15 protein-coding genes and 1 riboswitch are annotated in these 12648 nt (G+C 46.3%); of the genes, 3 read left to right on the top strand and 12 right to left on the bottom strand.

Translation table 11 applies throughout. The features are described from left to right. Together IBX48_RS04025 and ubiA are read left to right on the top strand one after the other, a co-directional pair. Positions 1 to 252, top strand: coding sequence for a hypothetical protein (locus IBX48_RS04025; protein WP_296831036.1), 252 nt, complete (start codon positions 1 to 3; stop codon positions 250 to 252). Then, entirely contained in the window at positions 236 to 1105 is an 870-nt protein-coding gene (gene ubiA / locus IBX48_RS04020; protein WP_296831034.1) for a 4-hydroxybenzoate octaprenyltransferase, read from the top strand. Before IBX48_RS04025 ends, ubiA begins: the two co-directional genes overlap by 17 nt. Here ubiA and IBX48_RS04015 read toward each other — a convergent pair. From IBX48_RS04015 to IBX48_RS03960, 12 genes are all read right to left on the bottom strand, one after another. After that, the gene (locus IBX48_RS04015) at positions 1097 to 1585 is read right to left on the bottom strand and encodes a hypothetical protein (RefSeq protein ID WP_296831032.1); all 489 of its coding nucleotides are present in this window, start codon (positions 1583 to 1585) and stop codon (positions 1097 to 1099) included. The genes ubiA and IBX48_RS04015 overlap by 9 nt on opposite strands. Positions 1586 to 1703: 118 nt before the next feature. Then, positions 1704 to 2285 carry a YceI family protein gene (locus IBX48_RS04010; RefSeq protein WP_296831029.1) on the bottom strand — a complete coding sequence of 194 codons (582 nt, stop codon included), beginning with the start codon at positions 2283 to 2285 and terminating at the stop codon, positions 1704 to 1706. A gap of 25 nt (positions 2286 to 2310) precedes the next feature. After that, a complete protein-coding gene (locus IBX48_RS04005; protein WP_296831027.1) occupies positions 2311 to 2850 on the bottom strand; it encodes a cytochrome b in 540 nt (179 codons plus the stop codon). A 126-nt stretch (positions 2851 to 2976) separates the two neighbouring features. After that, positions 2977 to 3483, bottom strand: coding sequence for a thiol peroxidase (gene tpx / locus IBX48_RS04000; protein ID WP_296831025.1), 507 nt, complete (start codon positions 3481 to 3483; stop codon positions 2977 to 2979). A gap of 71 nt (positions 3484 to 3554) precedes the next feature. Further along, complete coding sequence (gene thiD / locus IBX48_RS03995; RefSeq protein WP_296831023.1) at positions 3555 to 4361, bottom strand: bifunctional hydroxymethylpyrimidine kinase/phosphomethylpyrimidine kinase; 807 nt, start codon at positions 4359 to 4361, stop codon at positions 3555 to 3557. Between the two features lie 249 nt (positions 4362 to 4610). Further along, positions 4611 to 5411 carry a thiazole synthase gene (locus IBX48_RS03990; RefSeq protein WP_296831021.1) on the bottom strand — a complete coding sequence of 267 codons (801 nt, stop codon included), beginning with the start codon at positions 5409 to 5411 and terminating at the stop codon, positions 4611 to 4613. Between the two features lie 163 nt (positions 5412 to 5574). Then, a complete protein-coding gene (gene thiS, locus IBX48_RS03985) occupies positions 5575 to 5769 on the bottom strand; it encodes a sulfur carrier protein ThiS (protein ID WP_296831019.1) in 195 nt (64 codons plus the stop codon). Between the two features lie 183 nt (positions 5770 to 5952). Beyond that, entirely contained in the window at positions 5953 to 6999 is a 1047-nt protein-coding gene (locus IBX48_RS03980; RefSeq protein WP_296831017.1) for an FAD-dependent oxidoreductase, read from the bottom strand. 3 nt (positions 7000 to 7002) lie between these two features. After that, complete coding sequence (gene thiC / locus IBX48_RS03975; protein ID WP_296831015.1) at positions 7003 to 8892, bottom strand: phosphomethylpyrimidine synthase ThiC; 1890 nt, start codon at positions 8890 to 8892, stop codon at positions 7003 to 7005. Between the two features lie 323 nt (positions 8893 to 9215). Further along, positions 9216 to 9335: riboswitch (TPP riboswitch) on the bottom strand. A gap of 76 nt (positions 9336 to 9411) precedes the next feature. Then, complete coding sequence (locus tag IBX48_RS03970; protein WP_296831012.1) at positions 9412 to 9702, bottom strand: type II toxin-antitoxin system RelE/ParE family toxin; 291 nt, start codon at positions 9700 to 9702, stop codon at positions 9412 to 9414. Then, positions 9699 to 9920, bottom strand: a complete 222-nt coding sequence (locus tag IBX48_RS03965) for a type II toxin-antitoxin system ParD family antitoxin (protein ID WP_296831010.1) — start codon at positions 9918 to 9920, stop codon at positions 9699 to 9701. The genes IBX48_RS03970 and IBX48_RS03965 overlap by 4 nt, the downstream gene beginning before the upstream one ends. A gap of 62 nt (positions 9921 to 9982) precedes the next feature. After that, positions 9983 to 10381, bottom strand: a complete 399-nt coding sequence (locus tag IBX48_RS03960; RefSeq protein ID WP_296831008.1) for a transcriptional regulator — start codon at positions 10379 to 10381, stop codon at positions 9983 to 9985. Between the two features lie 113 nt (positions 10382 to 10494). Between IBX48_RS03960 and IBX48_RS03955 the strand changes: the two genes are divergently transcribed. Continuing rightward, a complete protein-coding gene (locus IBX48_RS03955) occupies positions 10495 to 12483 on the top strand; it encodes an acyltransferase family protein (RefSeq protein ID WP_296831005.1) in 1989 nt (662 codons plus the stop codon). Positions 12484 to 12648 lie beyond the last annotated feature (165 nt).

Raw genomic sequence — 12648 nt, 5'->3', positions numbered from 1 at the left:
ATGATGACCGAACAAGACTATCAAGCTATAAATGCTAAGCTCGCTGAAGAAGGCTGGCAAAGGGTCAGTTTTGATGGCGGTCAAAGTCACTTAATGGGCTGGACGATTGAAAGCGTCTGGCAAAAAGACGACGCGAAAATTACACTCAATCACAGTGAACGTTATAACGAAGTCAGTTTCGAAATTAGCGCTAGCCCAAAAGGCGTGGCGTGGATTAAACAACAGGGCTGGGCCCATGTTTTCGAAGATTAAACTCTATATAAATTTAATGCGGCTTAATAAGCCGGTGGGTATTTATTTAGTGCTGTGGCCGGCGCTGTGGGCTTTATGGCTGGCGGCGGAAGGCACACCACCAGGCCTGGTGCTTTTGGTCTTTATCCTAGGCGCAATTGTAGTTCGATCAGCTGGCTGTGTGATTAATGATTACGCCGACCGTCATTGGGACGGTGCCGTGGCTCGAACCTGTGATCGCCCTTTGGCGACCGGCGAAATTAAACCACGCGATGCGTTATTATTATTTGCCGCGTTGGGTTTAGTCGGGTTTGGTTTGGTTTTGCTACTTAATCCACTCACGATTATGTTAGCGATTGTGGCGCTTTTTTTGACCGGGCTATATCCTTATACCAAACGATTTACGCATTGGCCTCAAGTGTTTTTAGGGCTGGCGTTTGCTTGGGCGGTGCCAATGGGTTTCGCCGCCGTGCAAAATACCGTTCCCCACCAGGCCTGGTGGGTGTTTGCGATTACACTGTTGTGGACATTAATTTACGACACCATGTACGCCATGACGGATAAACCCGATGATTTAAAAGTTGGCATTAAATCCACCGCGATTCTATTTGGTGATTATGATCGCCTGATTATCGGTTTGTTGCAAATACTCATGCTAGGCATGTTGTTGGTAATGGCTAAGCTGTTTGATCTTAATGCGATTTATTATGTCAGTTTGATTTTGGTAGCGGTCTTGTTTGTGTATCACCAATGGCTGATTAAAGACCGTGATCGAGCCCTTTGTTTTAAAGCCTTTAAACATAACCACTGGGTAGGCCTGGTGGTTTTGTTAGGTTTGATATTAAACTACAGCGCGCCTTTTCAGCTACTGTAAGCGATGTGAACTCGCAAACCCCACCATCGGATCTAAATCTAATTGCCAATCGGCTTTAATAATCGCGCTGGCTAATTGGCTTTGTAACGCACGCACAAACGGCGGGTAAAGGTTCAATAAAATGCCCGATCCGCCTTTCGGTTCCAATGCTAAGCGCGGCATCGGCACATCTTGTTTGACAAATCGTAGGCTATTCAAAATAATCGGATCTTCGCCCAGTGGATATCGAGGGTTTTCGGGTTCGTTAAATTGGTTTTCCAATTTGTAGTTGAGGTCTTCACGCGATAAATTGTCAGTCATTTCGACTATCGGTTTAAGCGTTTCTGGATTTAAACCCTGTAACGCAGGCAACAAAATTTTGACATAACGACGTGTAATCCAAGCCTTCATAACCTGATTAGTGGGGGTCGCAATCGTGAGTAAAATCCGATCTTCGGTGTTGTGATAACGTAACTGAAGTTGTTTAATCGCTTGGCTCATATAGCTCTTTTTCGGTAAATAGTAACCCCTCATTATAGCCGATAAATTAAACCTAACGTGACGCTACAAAAAAGCCGGGACAAACCCCGGCTTTAAATCATGGCTCGTTCAAAATAAATTAACGACGGATGCCTTCTACATGAAGATCAAGATAAGCTTTAGCTGAAGCTGGACCTAAATCCATCTTAAAACCAAAGTCTTTCATCGTAATTTCAGCGGTGCCTTCAAAGCCCGCACGGTAACCACCCCATGGATCGTCGCCTTCACCCATCTTGTTGGCAACGATTTCAATCGGCTTGGTTACGCCATTTAAAGTAAAGTCACCTTTGATAAGCTTAGTGCCGTCTTTTTGGTTAGTTACGCTGGTGCTGACAAATTTGGCTTCTGGGTGTTTGCTTACATTTAAAAAGTCATCGCTGCGTAAGTGTTTATCACGTTCGGCGTGGTTAGAATTCACACTACGTGTATCAATCGTAACTTCAACCTTTTCATTTTTTGGGTTTTTGGCGTCATGTACAAAATGACCTTCAAACTTGTCAAAACGACCCACTAACCAGCTGTAACCTAAATGGTTAACTTTGAAGTTGATCGAAGCATGCATACCCGGTACATCAATATCATAAGTAACAGGTTTAGCCTGTGCGATCGGAAAAACTAAGGCTAAAGATAAGCCAGCTAATAAATATTTAAACGTTTTCATTTTACGCTCCTGAGTAGAAAAATAGTTATGGAAGCATGCGTTTTAGCGTGTTATCCCGGACCACAAAGTGGTGTTTTAATGCACCAGCAATATGTAACACGGCCAGCCCAATCAAACTCCAAGCAAAGATCTCATGCAAGTCACCCGCAATGTCTTCTTGATATTCGATGCCAAACGAAATCGCTGGAATCGAAAACCAATCAAATACCTGCAAGGCTTGGCCTTTAGCGGTGGTAATCATATAACCTGAAATACCCAATAGCAGGATTAACACATACATCAAAGCGTGCGTAACATGTGCCAGCTTTCGTTCCCAGGTTTTGTGGGTTGCAAGTGGCACAACCTTTGGATTGGCCAAACGCCATAACAAACGTAAGATCATCAAACTCACCACAATCACACCAATGCTGCGGTGTATATCTGGCGCGGTTAGATACCATGAACTATAGTAGGTTAACTCCACCATCCAAAGACCCAGGCCGAACAAACCGAATATTGTCAGCGCAATTAACCAATGCAGAGCAATCTGAACGACGCCGTATTGATTTGCTTGATTTGTTAACATAAAACGCCGCTTCCTTGTGTTGTCATGATTATCCTAACTATTTCTCATATGGATGATAATCCCTTGAATATAAAAATACTTTTTCCATAGGGAAACAACCCGGCCTGGTTGTTAGGTTGATATGACTTAACAGCGTTTTAATGCATCTAGTGCGGCGTCGTAATCCGGTTCTTGGGCAATTTCTGGTACTTGTTCGGTATAACAAACCTGGCCGTTGGCATCCACAATCACCACCGCACGCGACAATAAACCTTGTAATGGCCCCGTGCTAATAGTTAAGCCATAGCTTTCACCAAAGGTGGCATGACGAAAACTCGACAGGTTAATAACCTGCTCTAAACCTTCAGCACCACAAAAACGTTGTTGGGCAAAGGGTAGATCCGCCGAAATACATAATACATTCACATCCTTAACTTTGGAGGCAAGTTCATTAAAACGGCGAACTGAGGCTGCACATACACCGGTATCAATACTAGGGAAAATATTAAGAACCAGCTTTTTGCCAGCAAAATCGGCAAGATTGGTGTCGCTTAAATCGGATTTTGTGAGGGTGAAATTTGGGGCAAGAGTGCCCGTTGCAGGTAAGTCGCCAAGCGTTTTGATCGGTTGGCCTTTGAGGGTAATGCTCGCCATAATCTGCTCCTTATTTTTTCGAATAGGCTTATGGATTGTGTCACTAAACCTTAATTAAAACAAGCAAGGCATTAACCCGATAAAGAAGGGTTAATTAAACGAGGCGAATCAACAGGTTGGTTGAGTTGTGCAAAGTGTGCCTGGGCTAAATGTTGAAATAAAAATGCCTTTGCTTGCTCGACGGCTTTCTCTAAACTATTACCTTGTGAAAGATAAAAAGCGAGCGCAGAAGACAAAGCACAACCAGTGCCTTTTACATGCAAATTTGCGATACGAGGCGATGAAAAAGCTTGCGGCGCTTGATTGGGTAGTAACAAATAATCGACCGCCTGATCATCCAAACTGTGGCCGCCTTTAACCAATACCGCTTGCACACCCAGGGCAAAAAAAGCACGCCCAATATCGGCCATTTGATTGGCCAGCCCTTTAAAATCCGTGCCGAGCAAGGTATTCACCTCGGGGATATTGGGGGTAATGATGCTGGCTAACGGAAGTAGCTGTTTAATCAGGGTTGAATGTGCCGATTCGGATAATAAAGCTTGACCACTAGAACTGACTAAAACCGGGTCTAGCACAATCGGGCAATGCAGGCCTTGCAGTGATTGGCTAAGCACCTGAATAATTTTAGCACTCGCCAGTTGACCAATTTTAATGGCATCAATCTGAACATTGGATAACAAACTGTCTAATTGCGCCGCTACCTGATCGGACGGCAAGGGGTAAACTGCTTGTACACCCGCAAAATTCTGCGCCGTAATCGCGGTGGTCACCGTGACCGCATAGCCGCCGAGGGCATGAATGGTTTTTAAGTCGGCTTGAAGACCGGCCCCAGCTAAAGTGTCAGAGCCGGCAATGCTGAGAATAATCGGTTGCTTCATAATTTAGCCCAGTCAATAACGGGTGGAAATGCGAGTAAATTTTCATTACATTTAACATAGGCACTGTTATAAAAATGCACGCCGTTAAACGGTTTGTAGCTCAGCTTAATATTAGGTTGCTGATCCAGCGTTTCACGTAAACACTCACAGCCTAACGGCCTAAGTTGTGGGCTTCCCAAATCGAGCCGTAAAATCTCACTTGATTAATCACCACTTCGTCATCTTCAAGACCATGAATTCCCAACTCATTCAATGATTTTGATGCCAAAAAGGCGTGCCTAAAACGGGGGTGGAGGCGCTGGCGAAGTCTCGTTGCGGCATGGTGCCGGCTTCATAACCAAAACGACCAGCTTCGATGGCGTGTTTAAATGCAGTCGCCATTTTCACAGGATCATCCGCAAGAGCGACGGCAGAATTAAGCAAAACCCCATCAAAGCCCATTTCTAACGCTTGTGTCGCGTGTGACGGTTTGCCGATGCCGGCATCTACAATCAGGGTGGTGTTGGGCAGGCGTTGGCGAATCAATTCCATATTGTAAGGGTTCATAATACCTTTGCCCGAACCAATCGGTGACGCCCAAGGCATCACAATACGGCAACCGACATCAACTAATCGCTGACACAAAACCAGATCATCACTGGCGTAAGGGAACACTTCAAAGCCATCTTCAATTAACACCTGTGCGGCTTTTACCAAATCAAATGGATCCGGTTGTAGCGTGTAATCGTCACCGATGACTTCGAGCTTAATCCAGTGGGTGCCGAAAATCTCACGTGCCATTTGCGCAGTGGTAATGGCTTCTTGCGCGTTTCGACAACCGGCGGTATTGGGCAAAATATGACAACCGAGTGATTGGATAATCTGCCAAAAAGCCTGACCGCTTTGATCGCCCGAATTCTGTCGACGAATTGAGACCGTCACCACTTGGCTAGCGCTGGCTTGAATGGCTTGGCGCATAATATCGGGTGACGGATACAAGGCCGAACCGATTAATAATCGGCTGTTTATTTGTTTATCCGCAAGTAACCAGGCCTGGTTGTTTGTTGTCATGGTTTTATCCTGTTTTTATTCACCACTGAGACACGAAGACACAGAATATTTGTAGGTTGGATTAGGTCGAAGACCGTAATCCAACATGCTCTTGACGCATGATTGTCAGATTACGGCTTGCAGCCTAATCTGACCTACTTTGTATACTGTGTTTAAAACCAAATCAGCCGCCTTGCATGGGGGCGACGATTTCTATGCGGTCGTTTTCATTTATAAGTGTGTTGGCGTATTGGCTTTTGGGTACAAAGTTTTGATTTAACGCCAACGCAAAGGCGCCTTCAATATTCAACTCAACCACCAGGCCTGCTAAAGTCTGAGCCTTGGTTTCTGTAGGTTTATCGTTAATCAGTAAAATCATATTTCACCTGTCTTTGTGGTTCTCAAATAAATCAACCGCTTTGCAATGTCAGCATGGAGTAGGTCGGTTTAGCCTAGCGTAAACCGACAACGGCTGGCTGTCAGATTACGGCTTGCAGCCTAATCAGACCTACTAGGCTAAAACCTTCGTGTTCTTCGTGTTCTTCGTGTCTTCGTGGTTCAACTAAATCTTTAAATCAGCCAAGGCCTTTTCCACTATCGCGGGTGAGAATAAATAGCCGTGGCGATATAAACCATTGATGCGGGTTAAACCGTCCAGTTGTTCAATGCGCGGTAAATTATCACCTAAGGCTGGGCGGCAATTGGTGAGTTGATTAACGATGCGTGCTTCAGCAAACCCCGGATGAACACTGTAAGCCGCCGACAATAATTCCAAGCTGGAGCGCACCGACATCGGGCTGCGGTCTTCACTTTCGATTTCACTCGCACCAATCACATAACGTCCATTCGCGCGCGGCACAATATAAATACGATAACGCGGGTGCATTAAACGTACCGGCCGCGTGAGTTTTACTTCGGGCGCATCTAACCAAAACACCTCACCCCGTACACCGCGTAAATCTTTAATATCTGGCTTGGCACCTAAGCCTCGGCAATCGAACACCCAGTCAAAAACTTGGCCATTCATTTGGCGAGACGACAGTTGCTTCACCTCGGTGTTTTCGCACCACTCCACTAACACATGGTTTTTCAGCAGGCGTTCGCTTTGCTGAAAAAACTGGGTTGAATCTACCTGACCTTCATTTGGCAACCACCAGGCCTGGTGGTGATGCATTAATTCGGGTTCTAGCTCAGTTAAACGTGTGTTGTTTAGTTGTTCAACCTGATAACCGCTGGGCAATTTATCCATCAATTGACGCATAAAGTGTTGCAAGTCGGCGCGGTCATTATGATGCGCTAACACCAAACTGCCACGATGTTGAAAATCCACCGCACAGCCTTGTTCCGCCATCCAATCCACTAGGCCTGGCCAAAGTTCAATCGAGCGCACGCCGAGTTGAAATAACTCGGCATCCATCAACTCCAACTCGGCATAAGGCGAAAGCATACCGGCGGCGGTATAACCGGCGGCATTGGGCGCAGAGCCAGATGAATCACGTTCAAATAAAGTCACTTGAATGCCGCGTCGAATCAAATTTAACGCCAGCACGCGACCCACCAGGCCTGCTCCCGCGATGCCCACGTTTTTAACGGCGGACAAATCGTTCATGGTTTAAGCCTGCTTTTTCTTGTGGTTGTTAAGCTGGTCAACTGGCACCGAAATTTCGCTACCGAGTTCTTTAAAGGTTTGTGCTTGTTCGGCCATGCCTTGTTCTAACGCGGCTTTTTCATCCACGCCCATTTGAGCGGCATAATCACGCACTTCTTGGCTGATTTTCATCGAGCAGAATTTTGGCCCACACATCGAACAAAAGTGCGCCACTTTGGCCGAATCACGCGGTAAGGTTTCGTCGTGATAAGCCATGGCACGCTCGGGATCGAGGCCGATATTAAACTGATCCATCCAGCGGAATTCGAAGCGTGCTTTGCTCATTTCGTCATCACGCTGACGTGCACCTGGATGACCTTTGGCGACATCGGCGGCATGGGCGGCAATTTTATAGGCCATCAAACCTTCTTTTACATCTTCACGGTTTGGCAAGCCTAAATGTTCTTTGGGTGTGACATAACACAGCATCGCGGTGCCGTACCAACCGATCATCGCCGCGCCAATTGCCGAGGTGATATGGTCGTAACCTGGTGCAATATCGGTGGTCAATGGGCCAAGCGTATAAAACGGTGCTTCGTGACACAGCTTGAGTTGCAAATCCATATTCTCTTTAATTTTATGCATCGGCACATGACCGGGGCCTTCGATAATGGTTTGCACATCGTGTTTCCAGGCAATTTTGGTGAGTTCACCCAGGGTTTGCAGTTCTGATAATTGGGCTTCATCATTCGCATCCGCAATCGAACCCGGACGTAAACCATCACCCAGCGAAAAACTCACGTCGTAAGCTTTCATAATTTGGCAGATGTCTTCAAAGTGGGTATAAAGAAAGTTTTCTTTATGATGCGCCAAACACCATTTCGCCATAATCGAACCGCCGCGCGATACAATGCCAGTGACACGTTTAGCGGTCATCGGCACATAACGCAACAACACGCCGGCGTGAATCGTGAAATAGTCCACGCCTTGTTCAGCCTGTTCAATCAAGGTGTCGCGATAAACTTCCCAGGTTAGGTCTTCGGCCACGCCATTCACCTTTTCTAACGCTTGATACAAAGGCACGGTACCGATGGGTACGGGGGCGTTGCGGATAATCCAATCGCGCGTGGCGTGAATGTTTTTGCCGGTGGATAAATCCATCACGGTATCACCGCCCCAGCGAGTCGACCAGACCATTTTTTCGACTTCTTCGGCAATAGATGATGTAATCGCCGAGTTGCCGATATTGGCGTTAATTTTAACTAGGAAGTTGCGCCCAATAATCATCGGTTCCGATTCTGGGTGGTTGATATTGCACGGAATCACCGCACGCCCGGCCGCGACTTCATCTCGCACAAATTCGGGTGTAATCAGTTCCGGCAAATTCGCACCAAAGTTTTCACCAGCCAAACGCGCTTCGCGTTCCGCATCTATTACATCCATGCGGCGTTGGTTTTCGCGGATTGCGATAAATTCCATTTCCGGCGTAATAATGCCCTGGCGTGCATAATGCATTTGGGTCACGTTTTTGCCAGATTTGGCGCGCAGCGGAGTGCGTCTTAAACCTTGTTCGGCGGCTAACAGTTCGGCGGGCACATCGTTTTCACGTTTATAGCCGTTATCCACCGCCTTAAGTTGGCGGCCTTCATATTCCTCAACATCACCACGCGCCGCAATCCAGTCTTTACGAATCGCTTCGATCCCCTGGGTTAAATCAATTTTGGCATCCGGATCGGTATAAGGGCCGGAGGTATCATAAACCGTCAAGGTTTCGCCATTGGTCAGCGCAATCGCACGCATTGGCACCCGAATGTTAGGATGAATTTCGCCGTTGATATAAGTTTTGCTTGAAGCCGGTAACGGCTCGCGGGTGATTTCACTATGCGCGGCGGTGTGTTTGATATTGTGTGTCATGTTTTTCTCCGGTTATGGATTCACCACAGAGACACGAAGGCATTTTAGTCCCCCCTCCTAGCGGGAGGGGGCTAGGGGGCGGGAGAGCTGTTTTAGTCGCACCATCTCACCCTCACCCAACCCTCTCCCATCAAGGGAGAGGGCTTTTAAAATCTTCGTGTCTCTGTGGTTTAAATTCAAAGGCAGAAAAACAGCGTGAAAAGTCGGTTGAGTCGTGTTGAATGATCAGGATTGATGGGGATTTGCAACCACCAGGCCTGGTCATAGAACACGTAGGCACCGGAGGCATTCAGAAACGGCGAAGGATGGAAATAAAGCACGCCGATTAAGATGATTCTCTTCCCTACGCTGGTTCTAACCAGTTCAAGTTCAGCGGGTTAGGTCTAAGACCTTCTCAGCGTTCGCGAAACAAAATACACACAAACGCACCCCGAGAGATGTCATGCAGATTAAACTTGCTCGGCAAAATTGTCAAGCACCAGGCCTGGTGGTTTAAGTTTTAGAGATGGAATCTACGATTTAGGGGAGGTGTTTCGTTATATCCATTTGCTGATGAAGAATACGAATAACAGTGAGTGTTTCTGAAGCCTGTTTAAAGAAGATGACGTGGGAACCCGATTGTATTTTGTAATAATCGGCTCGAACAAAATCGATATTTTGTGAAGGGTTATAACTGCATTTCAAACTTTCAATGGCGTGCCAAATGTTGCGAACATAAATTTCAGCTTGCGCTGTACCCCATTGTTGATTGGTATAATCCCAAATATCGCTTAAATCCTCCTGCGCCTTGGGTGAAAGCTCAATCTTCATTGGGCGGTTTGTTTTTTGGCTTGGATAAACGCCTCCAAATCAAATTCACTTGCTGCACCAGAGTTTTCACCTTCGATTAAGGCTTGGCGTAACGCGGCCATTTTTTGATGATCCTGGCGAATCAAATCACGTACATAATCTGATGCATTGGCATAAAGCCCTGACTGAACCGACTCTTCAACCCAGCTTTTCATTTGATCTGGTAGGGAAATATTCATGGTCGCCATCATCTTCTCCAATAAAATTCACCATCTTACAGTATGGCAATCTTTGTCATAAGTCAAGGTTTGGCGGTTGAATGCGCAAACGCGAACACGATTTCGCCAACGATTTTGCGCTTTTCCGGCGGCAGGCTCATAAAGCTTTCCACAACCTGGCGTTCTTGTGGCGTCATATTCGCATCCCAGCGTTTGCGCTGTTGTTGCACCGACCCCGACAACTTCTCACCAAACCTTAGCCAATGCGGATCGACATTTAACCATTCAGCGAGAACTTGAAGTTTATCTTGCGTGGGAATGACTTCGCCCATTAACCATTTTCTGATGGCTTGCACGGAAACAGGTCGTCCCCAATATCGCTGGTTAAACTCGCGCTCTAAAACCACAGGACGGGGTTGATAACCCCCCTCTTTCATGGCTTCTGTTAAGCGTTGACTAAATAGTTCGGAGTCTTTTTTCATGCAACTGAAGTTACCTTTTGTATAAAAATTCGGTAACTAAAAGTTGTTTTTAAAAGTAACTATCGGTTACTTTTTTGTTAAACTTCGGGTTTTATTTTCAAGGCCTAAGTAGTATGCAGCATTTACCTTCCCCCGTTGCTTATCGCGAAGACATTAACGGCCTACGCGCTTGGGCGGTTGTCGCCGTGTTGTTATTCCACTTTCAACTACCAGGCCTGGGGGCTGGGTTTTTTGGGGTGGATATTTTCTTCGTGATTTCCGGTTTTTTAATGACCGCGATTATTGTTAAAGGGCTGGAGCGCGGAAACTTCTCGATTTGGAAGTTTTATATGGCGCGCGCAAGGCGCATTTTGCCGGCGCTCATGGTGGTGATAACGGTGCTTTTGGCTTTGGGTTGGTTTTTTCTGCCAACACCGGATTATCAAGCGCTGGGTTCACAGTCGGCGTATTCGCTTGGCTTTTTATCGAATATTCATTTTTGGCGTTCAACCGGTTATTTTGATGCCGCCGCGCACGAAAAATGGTTATTGCATACTTGGTCACTCGCGGTCGAAGCGCAGTTTTATCTGCTGTTCCCGATCTTTTTAATCATTCTTTGGAAAATTAAACCGCAACTTAAAACCCTGTTTTGGGGTTTAGGGCTGGTGTTTGTCGCTTCGTTGGCGTTGAGTATTGTGGCGAGTAGCTGGCAACCCACAGCGGCGTTTTATTTATTGCCGACTCGTGGTTGGGAATTGGCCGCCGGTGGTTTGGCGTTTTTAATTGGGCGTGAAGTGGTTGCGCTACAGCGTTTTGCCAAACCCATGCTTTGGAGTGGCTTTGCACTTTGGGTTATTGCGTTTGTTTTATTAGACAGCACCTACGCATGGCCGTCAGGCTGGGCACTGTTGCCGGTGCTGGGCACGGTGTTGATTATTCTCGCCAATCAAAGCCAAGCTAAATTCACGGTGAATCCGCTGGCGCAATGGTTGGGTGATCGTTCTTATTCATTATATTTATGGCACTGGCCGTTGGTGGTCGCGCTGTATTTTGCAGGCCTGCAAAACGACTGGTTGTGGGTCAGTGGCGCCATTGTATTGAGTTTAGTATTGGCGCATCTGTCCTACCACCTGGTCGAAGTACCCACCCGCTCTTATCTCTCCGCCTCCAGCTTGCGCAAAGAAATCTTTGCCATAACCCTAGCAGGCCTGGTGATTGGCTTGGCAGCGGTGAGTGTGCGATTATTTACTTTTGATAATCGTTTGCCACCAGCGGTAGAAATTGCGGCGGCTGAGGCGAATAATAAAAATCCCATGCAGACTGAATGCTACTCTGTTTCAAGTAAAACTAATGAGCCGATTGATTGCCAGTCTAGTTCAATAGTTGTTGGTGCTTATCTTGTTGGCGACTCACATGCTGATAGTGCTTTTTCTGGGGTCGCTGAAGCGGCAAAGAGACTTCAATATAGCGTGATGTACTGGGCAAAAGCAGCTTGTCCAACTCTAAAAAATGCAAAGTTTAATTCATTTGAGACAAATCAAGGGTGCTACGAATTTAACGAACAAGTATTTTCAAAACTAGAAATCAGAAATGACTTTAAACCTGTAATATTGTTTAGTAGGTTAACAAGAGCAGTTCTAAACGGTAATGAAGAACCAGTTGAGCTACAAGGGCGGACAAGGATATTTTTTGATAAGGAAATAAAATTTGGCGACGATTCTTTGTTTCAGGAGCAGTTTCGGAATTCAATGGTTAAAACGGCTTGCATGCTCTCTGGTCAAAGATCGGTTTATTTAGTTCGCCCGGTTCCCGAAATGGGTATTCATGTTCCAAAGACGTTGGCACGAAATTTAATGTTTGGCATTAAAGACGATATCAAAATCACCCTTGAAGAATATCATGAGCGCCATAAATTGGTGTGGGAGGCGCAAGACCAAGCGGCGGAACAGTGCGGGGTAAAAATCCTCGACCCATTGCCGTATTTGTGTGATGAGAAATATTGTTACGGTTCTCGCAACGGTCGCCCCTTGTATTACGACGATGACCACCTCAGCGAATACGGCAATAAATATCTGGTGCCGATGTTCGAGCAGGTGTTCCGCGATCAGTTAGCCAAAGACTAAGCCCGATTATTGTTGTCCAGCCCAGCACCAGGCCTGGTGGTTGGTGGTGTTAATTTTTAAGTTGTTGGTAAAGCAGAGTGGCGAGGTTTTTAAAACTTTCTGAAATCTGAGGGTGGTCAATGACCGTTTGCCAGAAATCGAGTGCCGCGATTTTGGCTTGGTGTT

Source organism: Thiomicrospira sp. (assembly GCF_014859555.1).
Lineage (GTDB): Bacteria > Pseudomonadota > Gammaproteobacteria > Thiomicrospirales > Thiomicrospiraceae > Thiomicrospira.
The sequence above is the reverse complement of the archived record's forward strand: the minus strand, read 5'-3'. Positions and strand labels throughout refer to the sequence as shown.